The sequence below is a fragment of the Streptomyces sp. NPDC004610 genome, from assembly GCF_040609715.1.
GTDB lineage: Bacteria > Actinomycetota > Actinomycetes > Streptomycetales > Streptomycetaceae > Streptomyces.
Genome location: NZ_JBEXLA010000066.1, coordinates 1 through 19,176 on the forward strand (window position 1 = coordinate 1; position 19,176 = coordinate 19,176).

Sequence of the window (19,176 nt, forward strand, 5' to 3'; positions counted from 1 at the left end):
ACCCGCTACGACAAGACCGCCGAGTCCTACCAGGCAGCCGTCACCCTCGCATCGCTCCTGATGTGGGCGTGACAATTGAAGACAACTCCTAGGCCCCCGTCAGTCGAAGGAGATCTGCCACTGCGCCGAGTTCACATCGTTGCCCGGGTCCCAGACCGCCACCTGGCGGCGGCTGTCGTCGACGAACATCGTCGCGTAGAAGTAGCCCCTGTAGTGGTTGTTCCAGAGGGAGACGGTGGAGTTGTTGGCGATCACCTTGCTGCCCTTGGCCCAGATGTCCTCCGCCGTGGTGACACTGCACCCCGTCAGCACATCGAGATTGCTGTTGATGGAGAGCTTCTCGTAGAGCGGGCCGCGTAGTTCGCGGATGCGGACGTAGTGGTCGTTGCTGACCGCGTTGACCTGGCCGTAGGCGTTGAGGGTGTTGTTGGCGTTCAGGTCGCCGCTGACGTTGAGATCGCCGTTGGCCTCCAGGGTGCCGCTGACCTGCAAGCCGCTCTCGGCGTACAGCTCGCTCTTGGCGTTCAGGTAGCCGTGCACCGTGAGACTGTCCTGCGCGGTGACGTTGCCGCTGACCGAGAGGGTGTTGCCGACGGTCGCCCAGCCGCTCACCGACAGCCAGCTGCCCACCGTCGCGCTGCCGCTCAGGTCCAGCCCGGACCGGCCCGAGATCTCGCCCTCGACCGTCAGCCGCTCCAGCGTCGGGTCCTTCACGGTGAGGGTGAGGACGGCGTACTGGTAGACCGGCTCGAAGCCGCCGCCGCCCCCCGACGCCAGGGACGCCTCCACCGTGAAGGTGGTGTCCGAGGCGATGGCCCCGTCGGGGAGGGTGAAGAAGGTGTCGGGGCCGTCGTAGAGGATCTCCCCGTCACCGTCGTACAGCCGGTAGTTCGAGCCGTTGCTCTCCCAGGAGAGGTAGGGGTTGGCGGTGCTGGAGAACTTGGTCTTCGGGGCGGTGGCGCTGTCGTCGTCGCGGGCCAGGAAGGCGTTCAGATAGAAGGCGGGCTCGGTGACGGGCAGCGGGACGGACTTGTGGTGCGAGGTGAATTCCTCGGGGTCCGAGTCGGTGTCGGAGTGCTCGGTGATCCGGAGTTCGAGGGTGCCGGTGCTGTCCACCAGCTCGCCGCTGACCCCGAGGTGGACCGGCCCGGCGAACGGCTCGCCGTCGTCGCCCTGGTAGTGGAAGATCGACCGGTAGAACACGCCCTCACCGGAGAGCCCCAGGTGCTCGGCGGTCACCTGGACCATGGCCCCCGGGATCCAGTTGCCGTCTGAGGAGAACACCGGCTTCGGGTCGCCGGTGAAGTACCCGCCCCCGCCGCTCGCGTCGCCCGGCACGGCTATCTGGATCCAGTCGCAGTAGGTGTCATCGGCTCCGGCGGTCACCGTGATGGCGATCCGGCCCTGGGAGTTGGTCCCCTGGGTACCGGCCTGGAGCGGCGCCGGACTGGTGGCGACCCGGTAGGTGAGCAGCGGCTGATCGGACATGCGGGACCTCCTGATACGGGCGTGCGTCAGCGGGAGCGGTGGTGCGGTGGTGCGGTGGAACGCTTACTGGTTGGACTGGTCCGGCTGGTCGGTGTCGAGGTCGGGGAGCAGGCGCAGCAGCCCCTCTTCGAGCGTGGGCGGACGGTCCGGGAAGCGGGCGTCGGCCGGTGCCGGGGCCAGGTCGTACGGGGTCCAGGGGCCGCCCGGCGGCGGGTGCGGGCTCAGCCAGGACCAGGTGCCGTGCCGGGTGCTGGGCCGCGGGAAGGGGACCGGGCCGTCCTCCGCGGCGCCGCCGACGACCGGGCCGAAGCGGAAGAGGGCCTGGAGGCGGCGGAGCGGGCCGTCGACATGCTGCTGGGCTACGGTCACGGCGGCGGTGGGGGTGATGCCGGTGACGGCGTGGACGCCGGCGCGCGGGTCGATGAGGAGCAGCAGCCGGGTGGGGTCGGGGTCGCTGAAGGTGAGCCGGAGGTAGTTGGCCGGGGCCGACGGTTCGGGGGTGCCGGGCGGGCCGATGCGGACGATGAGGTCCTGGCCGTCGTCGGGGGCGGTGACGCTGTCGAAGCGCTCGTAGTCGTAGCCGCCGTCGGCGGTGCCCCGGTAGAAGCCGATCAGGCCGTCGTCGCGGGCGGGCTGGTCGCCGAGGCGGACGGCGAACGGGTCGGCGGTGAAGGCGGGCGCCGGGGGGTCGAGGCTGGCCTGCCAGCCGGTGGCGCGCAGCGGCGGCCCGTCCAGGGCCAGCCGCAGCCGTGCCTGGACCAGTGCCAGCGGCCGTCCGATGAGCGCGGACAGTGTCTGGTCGGTGCGGCGGCCCAGCGGGTCGGTGGTCCACAGCGTGGAGTCGATGACATCGAGGAACGCGCTGAGGTTGGCCTCGTCGCCGAGCCGCCGGGAGCCCAGCAGACCGGCGATCACCGGGGCGAGCGCCGCGACCTCGGCGAGGGTGGTGAGGGTGCCGTCGGGCGGGGGTTCCCACTGGCCGGTACGGGCGCCGGTGCCGTCGGCGAGGGTGCGGTAGGTGCCGAGGAAGCGGCCCTCGGGGTCGTACAGCAGCAGGCTGCCGTCGAGGTGGCTGGGCAGCAGCCAGCCGGTGACGGGGCTGGGGTCGGCGGCGGTCTCCACCACCCGGGTGCCGGTGGCGGCGTCGAGGAGGTCGAAGTCGAGCCGGGCGGGCTGGAGCGGGCGCGGCGGGAGCTGGGCGACGGCGGCGACGGTCGGGGTGAGGGAGGACTCGGTGGTCAGACCGGAGTCGATGACCAGCGGGAAGTTGCGGTGGTCGTGCAGCCCGCCCTGCTTGGTGTCGGGGCTGACCACATCGAGGACCCGGCCGAACTTGTCGTAGAGGAACAGCTCCGCCAGATGGATCTGGCCCTGCCGGGTGGCGTGGAACTCGGCGCTCTCCCCGCCGGGGAGGTACGGGACGCTGGTGACCCGGCCCCGGTACCGGGCGGGCAGCGCGTCCTCGGACTCGGCGTCGGGGAATCCGGCCAGGCCCGCGACCTCGGTGAAGTGCCGGTCCTGGGGAGTGGGGCGGCGGAAGGCGCGGGTGTCCCGGGCCGCGATCCGTTCGTTGAAGCCGGTCAGTTCCTGGGCGAGGACACCCCAGTCGCCGATCTCGTCCAGCCAGGAGCCGAGCCGGTCGCGCTGGAGGTCGGAGCCGTGCCGGGTGACGAACTCCTTCAGCCGGGCCGCGAACAGGGTGCGCGGATGCGGGCCGAGGGCGGAGACCCCGGTCACGGCGATCGTCTTCGGGGCGGGCGCCGAGCCCGGCACATAGCGGTAGTCGGTGCCGTCGAAGACCCAGCAGTCCTGGCCGCCCGCGCTGTGCGGGATATGGCTGTAGGAGGTCCGCCACTCCATGAACAGCGGCTCCCAGGGCTGGTTCCAGGGGTCGAGGCCCCGCGCGGGCAGGGTGCCGGTGTAGTCGGCGGGGCGGTGCGCGGCGAGGGCCTCGCCGACCTGGGCGGTGGACACCCCGGAGGTGCTCCCGGCGAGGGCGGCGGCGTTGCCCGGGTCCAGCAGGAAGTACTCGGCGAGCAGCCCGGCGATCCCGTCCGGGAGCCCGGCGAGGCCGGGAAGCCCCGGCATCGGCCCCTGCCCGGGTGCCGCGGTGAGCGACCGTCCGCCGACGGTGAGGGCGGTGACCGGCGCGGCCGGGGAGCCCTGGGTGAGCGGCCGGGTGGGCAGCGGGCCGTCCTGGACGACGGCGTCACCCGGCGGCATGATCCCCGACACGCTCACCACCGGATTGACGCCCCGCCAGAACGCGGGCCGGGGCACCGCCTTGAGCGCGGCCCCCTCGGGCAGCCCTCTGGCCGCGGCGAAGGCACGGATCCCGGCGGCCGGCGCGTCATGGGCGTCCGCGCCCGGGGCCAGCGGGGCGGGCTGCGGCACCCGGGCGGCCAGTTCCCGCGCCTGACCGGCCCGCTCCCGCACGGTGTGGGCGAGGGAGCCCGCCCGGGTGGGGTCGAGTTCGGCCTGGAGATCCTCCTGGTCCGGCGCCCCCACCGGCCGCGGGTCCAGGATGCCGAGCAGCCCCTGCTTCAGCCAGAGCGAGTTCAGCCGCCACTGGAGGTCGTACACCTCACCCAGGAGGGCGTCCAGCCGTTCCTGGTCGTCGTTGAGGGTGGTCAGCCAGGCAGGCGGGGTGAACGGCGGCGGTGGCGGGTCGTCCGGTGACTGATCGGCTGACGGAGTAGGTGACTGATCGGCTGACTGATCGGCCGGCGGCGGGGTCACCGTCCACCGGTAGCCGCCCGACGCCGCGCCGAACGAGGCCGCGTGGACCGCGCGCCGGACCCGCTCGTCGCCGCCCTTCTCGTCGGCGACGGACAGCACATCGTGCAGGAACGCCCGCAGCAACTGCATGTCCTCGGCGGCCGGGTGGGCGCCGGTGGCCTTCAGGGCGTGCCCGGCGAGCGCGGTGAACGCGTCCTCGGTCGTGCTGCCCAGGGAGACGTTCAGCGCCCCGCTGTCCTTGACGGAGTGCAGCGGATCGGGGGCGGGCGGGGTGGACGCGGCCGGGTCCCAGCGCACGGTCAGCGCCAGCCCCTGGTAGAGGCTGCGCACGGCCGGGGCGAGGTCACCGTCCAGCACCGGGTTGCCGGTGAGCCGGGGGTCCTGCCAGCCGAGCCGGGCCAGCAGTTCGGCATAGGTGGTGTCCGGGGGGAGGGCGGCCAGGACATCGGCGCCCGGATCCGAGTACCAGCCGACGACCTGGTAGCCGAGGGTGTCCGCGCCGAGGACGTCGGAGAGATCGTCGACGAAGGACAGCACATGGGAGTTGTGCGGGGCGTACGTCGTGAAGTGCGGGTCGCCCGCGCTCATCGCGGTGAGGAACAGCGGGTCCCGCCCGGCCCGTTCCGTCCAGGGCGTGGCGTCGGAGTGCGGAAAGGCCAGCCCGATCGACACCTGTACCGACTTGGACGTCCGGGCGCTGCGATAGGGGTCGGCGCTGGCCCGCCAGGCGTCCAGGGTGCCGGTGCCGACCAGGGAGGCGCTGGACCGCTCCAGGGCGTGCCCGCGCTGTGCCGCGTACGAGGTGTGCGGGCAGTCGCTCTCGATCACCCAGGCCCGCAGCTGCCGCCGGGCACCGCCGCTGAACCGGGTGACCAGCCAGCGGTTGGGCAGCAGCGGGTAGCCGATCGCGCCGGTGGCCGGGTCCTCCACCCCGTGGCGCAGTCCGCGCGGCAGCGTCCAGTGCAGATGCACCCCGGTGTGCCGGAACAGCGGGTCGTCGCTCTGGCGGTCCCCTTCCTCGGGCTCGGGGCTCATGTAGTCGCGCAGGGCGAGGTAGTTCTGCCGCCAGGTGCGGAAGCCGTCCCGGCCCAGCACGGCCGGGGTCACCACGAGCGCGTCGAGCCCGACCGGTACGACGAGGGTGAGGGGGGCGGCGGGGGAGCCGGGGGAGACCGGTGAGCTGCTCATGCGGGGGTTCCTCCAGTCGCCGGGAAGCGGTCCCCGTCCGGGCCGTCGAACCGGATCGCCTCGGGCACCTTGACCAGTTGCAGGGCGAGATCGGCCGGGCCGACCGGGCCCACGGGCGTGCCGTGCGCGCGGTCCAGGGCGATCTCCAGCGCGGGAATCAGCGACCCCAGGTCCAGGACCCGGACGCCGGGGTCGGCGGACGGCCGCAGATGGGCCAGGACGTCGAAGTCGACATCGGCGCCGAGCTGCTCGCCCAGCGGCAGCCGGGGCCCGGCGTCCGGCAGCAGACTGCGCAGCGGGATCAGCCCGTCGTCCTCCACCCCGAACCGGAACCCTTCCTGCGGTTCGGCCAGTTCGACCGTGGCGGGCACCCCGTTGAACAGGCACAGCAGCACGGCCGGGGAGAGACGGTCCATCCGCAGTACCGGCAGCGCCGTCCCCGCCGCGTCCACCGCCCGCACCGCGAGATTCGGCCAGCCGGACACCAGCCCGGAGCGCACCAGCAGCCCGCACACCGTGCCGAGCGGCCCCCCGGGGGCGTCCCCGGCGACCTCGCGCCGCTCGTCCCGGTGCCGGGAGGCCGCGTCCGCCACCGCAGCCCGCACCACGGCGGCCACGATCTCGTCCTGGAGGGTGTCCCGGCTCGACTGGGCGCCGATCCCCAGCGCCCCGCCGATCAGCGCGTCCCGCCAGTTCGGGTCGGTGTGGAAGAACCGCAGCGACTCCGGCGGCAGCATCCGCGCGTCCGGCACCAACTGCGCGAACGGCACGCCGTACAGCAGCAGCAGCCGGGCCAGCCAGTCCACCACCGGGGCCAGGCGCTCCTTCAGCCCGGCGTCCTCGTCCAGCGCCCGGGTGAGCGCCGTACGGGCCGCGTCGGAGCGCAGATAGGCGTCCAGGTCGGCGCTCGGGTCGCTCGGCGGGGGTTCGGGCGCGGGCGGCGACCAGGGGTCCTCGGGCCGTACCGGTGCCGCCTTCAGCGTGGCGAGCAGCGGCCCGTCCAGCAGCGCCGCGAACGCGGCCCGCGCGCTGCCGTCCCCCGGCCCGCCCCCGGCCGGCAGATGACTGCTGGTGTCCCGGTGGTAGAGGGTGTCGACCAGATCGTGCGTGGCCCGCTTGAAGGCGATCAGCTGCTGCACGAAGGCCGCGTCGGCCAGCGCCAGCGACCGGCCCGTCTCGAACGCGGCGGCCAGCGACACATCGAAGCTGCCCCACCCCGGGTCGTAGCCGAGCAGGGCGTCCGCGCTCGTGGCGGTCGCCACCCGGTCCACGGCGGCGGGCAGCACGGGGGTGAGCGGCCCCCGGTACCAGCCGAACGTCCGCTCGCCCGACCGGGTCCGGTACGGCAGCGGCACATACCCGTCGCCCATCCGCCGGGCCACCTGCCGCCGGGCGGCCGGGACACCGTCGGTGTCCTGGTACGGGGAAGGCAGCCGCAGCCACATCTCCTCCCGGGTCGCCGGACGTGAGCCGTCCGGGGTGTGGGCGAGCCCCTCGGCCAGCGCCCGGAAGTGCGCCTTGCCGTCCGGGTCCGCCCAGAACGACCACCCGCACAGCGACAGCAGCGCCACCGACGTACGCCCCCGGAAGTCCGGCGCCCCGGACCCGAGGAGCCGCTCATGGCCCTCCAGCGACACCAGATGGACGATGTTCTTGGTACGGGCCTCGGCGGGCGAGCCGGGCCGGGCGGCGGCCGGGAACCGGTTCGCGACCACCACCGAGAACAGCCCGTCCTCCTGGATCCCCAGGATCGGCCGGTCCCCGGTGTTGGCGCCCCGGCAGTGCGCGAGATACGGCAGTTCGGCCAGCCGGGGCGCCACCTGCGCGAACGCGGTGGCCGGCACCCGGATGACCTCGCAGGGGTCGTCGGGCCCGATGTCGGACTCCCGCCGCAGATCGGGCTTGAGCACCTCCGGGTCGTCGGCGAGGAAGGCGCCCACGGTGCTCGACTCGCTCCGGTTCGGGGACCCCGTCCCGCCGAGCAACTGGTCATCGGTGAGGACCAGCAGCGCCAGCCAGGGAGCGCCCCGGTCCGCCCCGCGCAGCGGACGCTCCCACGGCAGCATCGGATCGCCCAGCACCACATGCGGCAGCACCTCCGCGAACCGCCCCTCGGAGGCGTCCGGCGGCTGCCGGGCGAGCACGGCCGTGGTGTCGACGGCCACCTGGGGCGCCCGCACGGTGAACCGCTGCACGGCCCGGAACGTCCCCCCGACGGTCCCCGCGCCCGCCCCGGTGCCGGTGCGCAGGGCGTGCGTGGCCTCGATCCGGTAGTCACCGGCGGACAGGGCGGGCAGATAGTGGTCGTGCAGTTCGATGTCCCCGACGGGGATGGTGTCGCGGGCGGGGTGCTGCGGGCTCTGGCTCGCGCTCACGTACGGGCTCCCTCGGGTCGCGGCTTGTCGCGGTCTGTCGCGGTCTGGGGGCGGGGCTTGGGGCGGTCTTGGGGGCGGGTCTTGGGGGTTCTGCGGGGTGGGGCACCGGCGGTGCGGGCCCTAGGTGTCCTACGAGCCCTAGGTGTCCTATGGGTCCTACGGGTTCTGCACCAGCGGCGCCCGTTGGTACAGGTGCGCCGCTCCCGCCGCCAGCGCGGCCAGCCCGTCCCCCGGGTCCTTGAGCAGCCCGGCGTCGGCCAGCGCCGCGCCCACCTGGTCGCGTCCGGCCCGTGCTGTCCCCCGGTCGGTCTGCCCGATCCGCGCGACGCACGAGTCGTCGGGTACGGAGACGTAGTCCCGGTCGGCGACGGGTGAGGTGGGCAGGGGGGCGAGGCCGGGCGGGATCTCGTCGGCGCTGTACTCGCCGAGCGGGAACACCCCGCGTGAGGCGGCCAGTTCGGGGCGGGGCGCCTGGAGGTCGTAGCCGACCGGGCGGCCGGGCAGTACCTCCGCGTCCGGCGCGTCCGGGGTGTGGGTGAACGGGGAGGGCGGGGCGCCCCACAGGGACGCGGCGAGATTGTGGGTGCGGGCGGTGACGGTCCAGCCGTCCAGCGGGGCCGCCTCGTCCTCGTGGTACAGCCGCAGGCGGTGCTCGCCGACGAGGCCGGTGCGGTTCATGGGGCGGATGTCGACACCGGCGGTGTCGTGGGCGGCGGGGGAGGCCAAGGGGTCCTCGCCGAGCCGCAGATGACTGGCGGGCAGCGCGGACTGGGTGAAGAACCGCAGGTCGCGGGCGCGGGCGTACCAGATCTTGCCGCTGCTCGCGGGGTCGGGTCCGGTGTCCTCGGCGGTCTTGTCGATGCCGTTGACGGGCCCGATGGTGATGACGTCCGCCGATTTCGGCAGCATGCTCGCGAAGTCGTCCCAGCCGAGGGCCGCCACCTCCCCGCCGTCGCGCGGGGGCCCGAAACCGATGGTCTTGGAGAACCCCACGAAATGGGCGGTGACCGAGCCCCCGGTCGGCGGGCCCCACACCTCCAGATCGGCGCCGACGGAGGCACTGATCGTCTTGTGGATGGCCCCGATGTTGACGGTGTACGAGGCGCCGATGCTCACCGAGATCCGGGCGTCGAAGGAGAACGGCCGCCAGGACACCAGCACATCGGCCTGGGCCGTGAACCAGGCCCGGAAGTCCCCCGCGTGGAAGACGATGCTCAGCCGCCCCCCGGCCATCGCGCACGAGGGCGTCACCGCGAGATACGCCTCCGCGGTGATCGTCACCTTGTCGCTCACCGCCCACTTGATCCCGAGCCGTGGCGCGTCCGGATAGGAGGCGGGGCGCCGGAACGACGGGTGATAGCCGCCCAGGGTGACCACGAACTGCCCCGCGTTCGGATGGGGCCCGAACCACACCGCCGCCGCGAACCCGCCGGTGAGATGGCAGTCCGGAGTCAGCACGTACGACACCGGCGCCAGCTCGGCGGCCAGCATGAAGCTCCCCACCAGTGGCTGGATCACCGCCTCAAGACCCAGCTCCGCGTACACATAGGTACGGGTCGCCGACTCGGCCGGCATCGGCAGCTGGACCGTAGCGGTCCCCAGCACGGCGAGCGCCAGCTCCGCACCGAACTCGGCGGCCAGCAGCACCTTGGAGTTGACCACCTCGGCGACGCTGAACTCGATCCCGAGGGCCAGCCAGTACGACCCCTGGCGCGGGGCGATCCACTTGCGCGGCGGACTGCCCTGGACAGCGGAGGCCCGCCCCTCCAGCACCTCCAGCATCCCGGAGGGCTTCAGATTGGCGTCGGGACCCTGCTTGTTCAGGGCGAGTAGCGGGAACCCGGACACCTCGCGGGGCGTCGGCAGCTTCAGCTCCCGGTTGAACCCGAACCCCGCCATCAGCCCGGTGATCAGAATCGGCGGCGCCGCCACGATCGGGGCCTCGACCTGCGCGAACACGAACAGGGACGGTTCCCCGCTCTTGAGCTGTGCGTAGGAGCCGACCGCCGCGAGCGAGAAGTCCGGCACGGCGACGGTCGCCGTCCCGTCGTACTGGAACGCCACGTCCTCGTCGAGCTGGTCGTCGGGCAGATGCAGCAGCGCGCCCTCGATCTCGATCGGCGGGGCGACATACCCGATGCCGACCCCGTCGAGCCGGAAGGCGGGCGCGAACCGCTCCAGCGACGACCCGACGGCCAGCCCGTCCAGCGACATCCCGAGCGGCCCGAGCTGAATCCCGGCGTCGAGCCCGAAGAGCAGGGTGTTGTGCTGGTAGATGATCCCGACGCGGTTGATCTGGACGACGCCGATGGTCTTCTGGACGGTGATCCAGACGCCGGAGGTGGAGGGGGTACCGGTGGCTTTGGCGGGGGCGGCGGGCGTGTTGCCGGAGGTGTCCCCGGTACCGGTACCGGTACCGGCGCTGCCGTTCCCCGCGGATGAAGTACCGCTCGTGGCGGGCAGACCGAGGGCGACCGGGGTGCGCTCCTCGCCGATCCGCAGCTCCGCGAGCGCGGCGGGCCCGCCCTTCAGTCCGCCCGCCGGTAACGCCACCACCTGGGCCTGCGCGAGCAGCGCGTTGGCGGCGCCGGTCGCGGCGGCGTCGATCACCCCGGACGCGTACAGCACCTGGAGGTTGTCGACGGCGAGGCTGCCGCCGATCTCGGCGAGGAACCCGCCGACGAGGGGCAGTTCGGTGAGATCGATCCCGGCGGACAGATCGACGCCGACGACGAACTGCGCGGGCCCGCCCTGCGGTTTGACCCGGACGAACTTGGCGTCCTTCAACTCGATGCGCAGACCCTCGGGGATATCGGCGGCCAGCTCGGCGGAGAAGTGCGCGACCCAGTCCCTGAGACTGACCTTGGCACCCGCGTCGGCGTCCTCGGGGGAGTGATAGGTGGCGACGAGGAGATCGGTCCCGCTCTTCTCCTCATCGAGCGTGACCCCGAAGGTGAACCCATCGACATCGAGGGTGCCGCCGTACCGGGTGGCGGCGCCGTCGCGGGTGATGGTGAGGGAGAGGGTGGCGGTGATGCCGTCGGCGATGGTGATACGGCCCTGGCAGGTGAAGTCGACGGCCTTGGTGCCGGTGTCGAAGGAGAGCCAGAGGCTGGTGAGTTCCAGGGACTTGAACGGCTCGGGGACATCGGGAAGGCGCAGGGCGCTGAGGACATCCCCGATGCCGATCTCCTTGCCGGTTGCGAGCCCGCCGTTGAAGGCCCAGCCGCCACCGCTCTGGGCGGCGCTGACCTCTATGTCGATGGAGTGACCGAGGGAAATGGTGCCGGACACCATGGCCACGAACTGCGCGGCCGGTTCGTAGTACAGGGACATGGACATGGATGTCAGGGAAAGGGGTCCGATGTCCCAGCCGCCCGTGACCGTCATGGTGATGAAGTACGCCTCACCGAGAAGCGCGTCGACCCGTAAGTCACTGATGGTCAGTCCGGCGGGTATCTCGTCCCCGGGTATACCGAACGAGTTCAGCAGTGAGCGGACGTTGACCGGCTTTCTGTCGTGCGGGGTGCCCTCGATGGTCAGGTCGGGCAGCCACAGAGCGATGTCCAGGCCCAGTCCCTTGATGTCGAGCGCGGCGACGACGGCCATGGACGTCACGTCGTAGGCGGCCGGTACGGCTCCATCTCTGGGGGTCAGCCGGTAGTCGAACCCGGCGACGTCGCGGGCCGCGAAGTCGAGGGTGACCAGCCCTTCTCGCGCGCTCTGCCAGATGGACGCATCGCTGAGGAGTCCACCCAGCTTGTCCAGTTCATCGGTGAATGCCCCCGGCTTCCGTGGGCGTACCTCGGCGGTGAGGCGCCCATCCGTGCCCTCGGTCACGGTGGCCACCACCTCGACGGCATCGAGGGCGCCGCTGAGAACCAGGCTGACGGTGCCGTCCGCTGCCACGGTCAGGGTCACGCCGGTCACCGCGAGCGTGACGTGTCCGCCGACCGGCCAGGTGGTGGACGCGCAGGTGAGGGTGAGCGTCAGTCTGGTGCGCCCGCCGTCGATCTCCGCCGCACCCGAGTCGGCCGTTCCCTGGCAGGTGCCGTCGGGGAACGTGGCCAGCATGTCCGTGAGTGGAGCGGGGAGCGCGCTGTCGGTGGAGCGCAGGGCGGGTGGCCGGCCCAGGCCGGTGAGATGCGTGCGCAGAGCGTCGAGATCCATCGAACCCCCTCTGTCGGATCGCGGTGCGGGTGATGTCCGGTCAGCGGGGATGGGTTGGGGCGCCGTTGTCCAGTATCAGTTCGGCCACCGGCCGGGGCACCGGGAGACCCTCGAACTCACAGCGGTTGGCCTCCCCGCGGAGTTTCCGCGACAGGGCGTCCCATGAGTTCACCGCCCATGAGAAGTCTGGGTTCACACGCTTGTCCACCGGCTTGAGCACAGTGCCCTGGGACCATGGCGCCGGCCAGCCGTCCATGAGGCTTTTATGGAATCCCCCGAATCGGGCCATCTCCGCAGTCATCCGAATGGTTCTGTGAAATGCGGCTTCGGCTGTGGCCTGGTCCTCTTCGTGTCTTACCTGAGTTACTATCTTGCGTAGATAGTGGTAGAGAGTCTGTAGGTCTCCGAGCAGCTTCTGCCCGGAGAGATGATCCGCTGAAATGTCTCCGGTGTAAGCAAGTGAAATGGGTATGCGGGGAGCGGCATCATTGAGACCCTGTGGGGTCATTCCTGGGATCTTGTCCACGGCGAAATAGTGTTCCGTGCCGAGGTGCAGGATTGACCAACCCTCCAGGTACAGATTCTCCTTGAGAAAGTACAGACGCACCTGGCCGTCCACCAGCGTCACTTCGACCCGGAAGAATCGCGCGTCGCCCTGACTGCCCGGGGTGTACGACGCGAACCGCGCGCGGAGAAACTTGATCATCGCGCGGTATGGAGATTTGTACGGGACTTCTAATCTGTAGGCATGAATGTCCGCAGGCGCAACCATTCCCCGCAATCCCCCCACCGGATTGAACACCGCCGTGGCCCGCCACAGGCTCTCCGCCGGATGGCGGAACGCGCAAGCCTGTGACGGGCCGGAGGAGGAGTTTTCGGACATGGGAGGGAAGGTGCGGGTTATACCGAACGACACCCCCTGAGACAGAACGGGCGAAGATCCGCTCAGAGCCAGCCGGGCACCACGAAGATCGTCCAGGTCACCAGCGGTGCGATCACCGCCATGCTCATCCCCCAGGTCATCAGCCTGCGGAACACCACCTCCCGCTGCTCCTCCGGCGCGTTCGCCGTCACCAGCGCCCCGCTCGTGGAGATCGGCGAGGAGTCGACCACCGACGACGAGATCGCGAGGGCGGTCACCATCCCGACCGCCCCGACCTCACCGGCCAGCAGAAACGGCACGGCGAGCGGGATCAGCGCGCCGAGGATGCCCGTGGTGGACGCGAACGCGGACACCACCGCCCCGATCCCGCAGATCAGCAGTGCCCCCAGCAGCGGCGCGCCGATGTCGGCGACACTCGTCCCGAGCCAGTCGATGGTGCCGATGCGCTCCATCATGCTGACGAAGGTGACGATCCCGCAGACCAGCAGCACGGTCGACCAGGCACACCGGTCCACGGCACCCTTGGCGGACTCGGGGGAGAGCAGCGACAGCACGACGGTCACGGTCAGCGCGAGCATCCCCACGTTCAGATCGAAGAAGAGCGCCCCGACCACCAGCCCGAGCAGCCCGATCAGGGTGAGGACGCGGACCCGGTTGAGGCGCAGGCCGGTGGGGTCGTCGAGGGTGACCGTACTGGTGGTGGCGGCGGGAGCCGTGCGCAGTGCGGTGCCGCCGCCCCCCGACGGCGTACCCGCCCCGCCCCGGGGCGCCGTCCCCGTGCCACCGCCCAAGGCGTCCGTCAGATCGTCCGCCCGCCGCCCGAGCAGTTTTCGCCCCCCGAACATGAAGAAGACAATCACACACAACACAACATTGAACACAAACGAACTAACGAACAGCAGCGTCGGATTCCCCGGCAGATCGTTGCGCTCCACCACCCCATTGGTGATGGACCCGAAGATACTGATGGGTGAAAATCCCCCGGCGCTCGCCCCGTTGATGATGAACAGCCCGAGCAGCACCGGATTGATGCGATAGCGGACGGCGAATCCCATCCCGATCGGGGCGATGATCGCGACCGCCGCCGGCACCACCGCGCCGACCGACGTCAGCACGGCCGTGACCAGGAACATCACCCAGGGAATCAGGGCGATACGACCGCGCACCGCCCGGGTGGAGGCGTGGACGAGCCAGTCCACCGTGCCGTTGTTCTTGGCGATGGCGAAAAGAAAGGTGACGCCGACCAGGACGACGAACAGATCGCCCGGAAAGCCGCCGAAAATCTCGTCCGTGGTCTCGTGGACGAAGAATGTGCCGACAAGGAACGCGGCGACGATCGCCAGCGCCCCCATATGTACGGAGGTAAAGGTGGCGATGGTGAATACCAACGCCAGCGCGATGATGGAGATGACGTGATCTGACACGAGGCTTCCTCGCCTTCGGTCGACGGTCATGGTGCGGGCGCACCGGCGCGGCCCTGTGGGGGAGGGCGGGGGAAAAGAGGTGGGTGTGCCGTGGCCCGGCATGGTGCCGGCGTGTCCCGTTCCGGCATCCCGACGCAGTGAATTCCGTTATGCGGAAGGCAAGTTCCGCGATGGGGAGTATGGAAGCCCCGTAAATCGGCATGCGTCAAGAGGGTGCGACGGAACTTTCTGGAGGTTATCCCGTCCATTGACTCCCTCGCTGGGCGGTATCTATGCTCCGCCATGCCACATGACGGTATAGCGTGCCGCCTCACGGCACAAGCCTTAGGGAGGAGCTTTCCCAGATGACTCTCCACACCGGCCGCCACTTCCTCCAGATCCCCGGCCCCACCAACGTCCCCGACCAGGTGCTGCGCGCCATGTCCGCCCCGACCATCGACCACCGGGGCCCCGAGTTCGCCGAGCTGACCCTCGGACTGCTCCAGCGCATCAAGCCGGTGTTCGGCACCGAGGGACCGGTCGTGATCTATCCCGCCTCCGGCACCGGAGCCTGGGAAGCGGCGCTGGTCAACACGCTCAGTCCGGGGGACCGGGTGCTGTGCTTCGAGACCGGGCACTTCGCCACCCTCTGGCAGGACATGGCCCGCTCCCTCGGCCTGGAGGTGGACTTCGTCCCCGGCGACTGGCGCCACGGCGCCGACCCCGCCGAGCTGACCCGCCGACTGGAAGCGGACATCACCCAGTCCATCAAGGCGGTCTGCGTCGTCCACAACGAGACCTCCACCGGCGTGACCAGCCGCATCCCGGAGATCCGCGAGGCCCTGAACGCCACCGGCCACCCCGCTCTCCTCCTGGTCGACACCATCTCCTCCCTCGGCTCCATCGACTACCGGCACGACGAGTGGGGCGTCGATGTCACCGTCGCCGGATCACAGAAGGGGCTGATGCTCCCGCCGGGCCTCAGCTTCAACGCGATCAGCGTGAAGGCCCTGGCCGCCTCGCGCACCGCCCGCCTCCCCAAGTCCTTCTGGGACTGGACCCCGATCATCGAGGCCAACCGCCGCGGCTACTTCCCCTACACCCCCGCGACCAACCTGCTCTACGCCCTCTCCGAGGCCCTCGACCTGCTCGCCGCGGAGGGACTCCCCGAGGTCTTCGCCCGCCACGCCCGCCACGCCGCCGCGACCCGCGCTGCCGTCCGCGGCTGGGGCCTCGAAGTCCTCTGCGCCGACGAACGCGAACACTCCGGCTCCCTCACCGCCGTCCTGATGCCCGACGGCCACGACGCGGACAAGGTCCGGAAGATCATCCTTGAGCGCTTCGACATGTCCCTGGGCGCGGGCCTCGGCAAACTGGCCGGCCGCATCTTCCGCATCGGCCACCTCGGCCACTTCAACGACCTGACCCTGGCAGGCACCCTCGCAGGCGTCCAGATGGGCCTGGACCTGGCCGGCTTCCCCACCAACCCCCAGGGCCTCCCCACAGCCCTGGACACCCTCCGCACCCCATAACAACAACACCCCCCAACCCAACCCGACGGCCCCCCATCCGCCCCCCTGAACCCCAGGGCCCCTCAGGGGCGCGGGGAACTGCGCGAAATCCCCCCACCCACCCGCACCCGAAATCCCACCCCTCCCAGGGGCGCGGGGAACTGCGCGAATTCCCCCCACGCACCCGCACCCGAAATCCCACCCCTCCCAGGGGCGCGGGGAACTGCGCGAAATCCCCCCACCCACCCGCACCCGAAAACGCACCCCCCCAGGGGCGCGGGGAACTGCGCAAAACCCCGACCACCCACCCGCACCCGAAAACACCCACCCGCACCCCCTCCCACCCCCCGGAGCCGCCCCATGACCCCACCCCACCCCCACCCCCAAACCCGCACCACCCCACCCTCCACCTCACCCTCCACCCCACCACCCCCCACCTCCCCCCCCCGAAGACCAAGCCCTCCACCACCACCTCACCCAAGCCCTCGAAGGCGAGGTCGCCTTCGACGACTACACCCGCCACCTCTTCTCGCGCGACGCGAGCATGTACTCCATCACCCCCCGCGGCGTCGTCTTCCCCCGCCACACCGCCGACGTCCAGGCCACCGTCACCGCCGCCGCCGAGTACGACATCCCCGTCCTCGCCCGCGGAGCGGGAACCAGCCTCGCCGGCCAGACCGTCGGCCCCGGCCTCGTCCTCGACTTCTCCCGCCACATGAACCGCATCATCGACCTCGACCCCGAAGCCGGCACCGCCCTCGTGGAACCCGGCGTCGTCCAGGACCAGCTCAACCGCGCCGCCGCCGAGCACGGCCTGATGTTCGGCCCGGACACCTCCACCAGCAACCGCGCCACCATCGGCGGCATGATCGGCAACAACAGCGCAGGCAGCGGCTCCCTGCGCTACGGCATGACCATCGACCACGTCCGAGCCCTGGACGTCGTCCTCTCCGACGGCAGCACCGCCCGCCTGGAACCCGTGGACGAAGCCGAGCGCAAGCGGCGCGCGGACCTCCCCACCCTGGAGGGCCGCCTCTACCGCGACCTCCCACCCCTCGTCCACGCCAACGCCGCCGCCATCGCCGAGGGCTTCCCCGACTTCTGGCGCCGCGCCTGCGGTTACCGCCTGGACCGCCTCGCCCGCTCCGACACCCCCTTCGACCTGGCGAAGTTCCTCGTCGGCTCGGAAGGCACCCTCGCCATCGCCACCCAGGCGCTGGTCGACCTGGTCCCCAAGCCGCGCCGGACGGTCATCGCCGTAGGCCACTTCACCTCGGTCGTCGCGGCCATCGAGGCCACCGAATCAGCCCTCGCCTGCCACCCGGCCGCCGTAGAACTCATGGACCGCACGATCCTCGACCTCTCCCGCCAGAAGATCGAGTACGCCTCCCTCGGCACGATCCTCCAGGGCGACCCGGAGGCCCTCCTCTTCGTCAGCTTCACCGGCGACGACGAGACCGAACTGATCGACCAGCTCCGCCAGCTCACCACGTCCTGGAAGCGCCACGGCCACGGCTACCACACCCTCCAGGCCATCACCCCCCAGCAGCAGTCGGCCCTGCTCAAGGTCCGCAAATCCAGCCTCGGTCTCCTCATGGCGGCGGGCGAGGGCACCAGGCGCCCCCTTGCCTTCGTCGAGGACACCGCCGTCGACCCCCTCCACCTCGCCGAGTACACCCGCCGCTTCAAAGGCATCCTGGACGAGCACGGCCTCGACGCCGGCTTCTACGGCCACTGCTCCGTCGGCTGCCTCCACATCCGCCCCTTCGTGGACCTCGCCGACCCGCACCAGGTCACCGTCATGCGCACGGTCGCCGAACGCATCAAGGACCTGGTCACCGAGTACGGCGGGGTCAACTCCAGCGAGCACGGCGACGGCCTGGCCCGCAGCGAGTTCAACCGGGAGATCTTCGGCGACGACCTGTACGAGGCGATGCGCGCGGTCAAGGGCCTCTTCGACCCCCACGACCGCCTCAACCCCGGCAAGATCGTGGACGCCCCCGCCATGACGGAGAACCTCCGCGACCCGGCGCTCCCGCCCGCCGCCGAACTCCGCACCCGCCTCACCTTCGACGTCGTCGGCGGGATGCGCGGCGCGGCCGACCGGTGCATGAACATCGGCCTGTGCCGCAAGAGCGACACCGGCGCGATGTGCCCCTCCTACATGGCCACCCGCAACGAGCAGGACTCGACCCGGGGCCGGGCGAACGCCCTGGTCAAGGCACTCTCCGAACCCGACCCCCGCAAGGCCCTGGGGGACGAGCGCCTGCACGAGGTCCTGGACCTGTGCCTGATGTGCAAGGCGTGCAAGAGCGAGTGCCCGCTCGGCGTCGACATGGCCACCCTCAAGGCGGAGGCCCTCTCCCACCACCACGACGAGCACGGCATCCCCCTGCGCTCCCGGATCTTCGGCTCGATCCGCTTCCTCAACCGCCTCGGCTCGGCGACGGCCCCCCTCTCCAACCTCCCCGGCCGCATCCCCCTCCTGCGTCGCCTGATGGACCGCGTACTGGGCATCACCCCGTCCCGCCCGCTGCCCCGCTTCGAGCGCCGCAACCTGGTCCGCTGGTTCAACCGCAACGGCAACCGCAAGCACACCCACACCCCCGCCCCCCAGGGCACCGTCACCTACCTCGCCGACTCCTTCACCACCTACACCGAGCCCAGCATCGGCCGCGCGGCGATCGAACTACTCGAAACCTCGGGCTGGAACGTCCGCCTGGAGAGCCGCGGCTGCTGCGGACGCTCCAGCCTCTCCAAGGGCCTGGTGGACGACGCCAACGAGAAGGCGTTCAAACTCGCCCACCTCCTGGCCGAGACGACCCCCGCGGGCTCCCCGATCGTCGGCTGCGAACCGTCCTGCCTGATGACCCTGCGCGACGAGCATTTGGCGATGCTCCCCGGCGACAAGGCCGTCAAGGACATCTCGGGCCGGGTCCGCCAGGTCGAGGAACTCCTCGTCGAGGCCATCGACGCGGGCCGGCTTCGCCTCAGCGACACGGCCTGGCCCGCCGGCCGCCGCCTCCTCTACCACGGCCACTGCCACCAGAAGGCCGAGGTCGGCACGGCCGCCACCATGGAACTCCTCAAGCGCATCCCCGGCGCCGAGGTGGTCGAACTGGACGCGGGCTGCTGCGGGATGGCGGGTTCGTTCGGCTTCGAGTCCGAGCACTACGACGTCTCGATGACGGTGGGCGACGACCGCCTCTTCCCCGCCGTGCGGGCGGAACCGGAGGAGACGGTGATCGTCGCCACGGGGGTCTCCTGCCGCCAGCAGATCTTCCACGGCACGCAGCGGGACGCCTGGCACCCCGTGCAACTGATCCACGAGGCCCTGCTCACCGACTAGCGGCCCACGGCCACCCATGGCCATGGCCGGAAGAACGGCACACCCCGGCCCGTCCGAACAACGGACGAGC

8 protein-coding genes are annotated in these 19,176 nt (G+C 71.2%); 2 read left to right on the top strand and 6 right to left on the bottom strand.

Features of this window, described 5'->3' with window-relative positions:
- Positions 1-99: 99 nt before the first annotated feature.
- From ABZX40_RS40120 to ABZX40_RS40145, 6 genes are all read right to left on the bottom strand, one after another.
- Entirely contained in the window at positions 100-1,488 is a 1,389-nt protein-coding gene (locus tag ABZX40_RS40120) for a hypothetical protein (protein WP_355750486.1), read from the bottom strand.
- Positions 1,489-1,551: 63 nt separating this feature from the next.
- A complete protein-coding gene (locus ABZX40_RS40125) occupies positions 1,552-5,415 on the bottom strand; it encodes a hypothetical protein (protein ID WP_355750483.1) in 3,864 nt (1,287 codons plus the stop codon).
- Complete coding sequence (locus tag ABZX40_RS40130) at positions 5,412-7,790, bottom strand: hypothetical protein (protein WP_355750480.1); 2,379 nt, start codon at positions 7,788-7,790, stop codon at positions 5,412-5,414. The genes ABZX40_RS40125 and ABZX40_RS40130 overlap by 4 nt, the downstream gene beginning before the upstream one ends.
- Before the next feature lie 156 nt (positions 7,791-7,946).
- Positions 7,947-11,960 carry a DUF6603 domain-containing protein gene (locus ABZX40_RS40135; protein ID WP_355750477.1) on the bottom strand — a complete coding sequence of 1,338 codons (4,014 nt, stop codon included), beginning with the start codon at positions 11,958-11,960 and terminating at the stop codon, positions 7,947-7,949.
- A 40-nt stretch (positions 11,961-12,000) separates the two neighbouring features.
- Positions 12,001-12,843, bottom strand: a complete 843-nt coding sequence (locus ABZX40_RS40140; protein WP_355750474.1) for a ribosome-inactivating family protein — start codon at positions 12,841-12,843, stop codon at positions 12,001-12,003.
- Positions 12,844-12,905: 62 nt separating this feature from the next.
- On the bottom strand, positions 12,906-14,267 hold the full coding sequence (locus ABZX40_RS40145; protein ID WP_355750471.1) for an SLC13 family permease: 1,362 nt from the start codon (positions 14,265-14,267) through the stop codon (positions 12,906-12,908).
- A gap of 344 nt (positions 14,268-14,611) precedes the next feature.
- Between ABZX40_RS40145 and ABZX40_RS40150 the strand changes: the two genes are divergently transcribed.
- The gene (locus tag ABZX40_RS40150) at positions 14,612-15,778 is read left to right on the top strand and encodes an aminotransferase class V-fold PLP-dependent enzyme (RefSeq protein WP_355750468.1); all 1,167 of its coding nucleotides are present in this window, start codon (positions 14,612-14,614) and stop codon (positions 15,776-15,778) included.
- A 523-nt stretch (positions 15,779-16,301) separates the two neighbouring features.
- On the top strand, positions 16,302-19,106 hold the full coding sequence (locus ABZX40_RS40155; RefSeq protein WP_355750465.1) for an FAD-linked oxidase C-terminal domain-containing protein: 2,805 nt from the start codon (positions 16,302-16,304) through the stop codon (positions 19,104-19,106).
- Positions 19,107-19,176 lie beyond the last annotated feature (70 nt).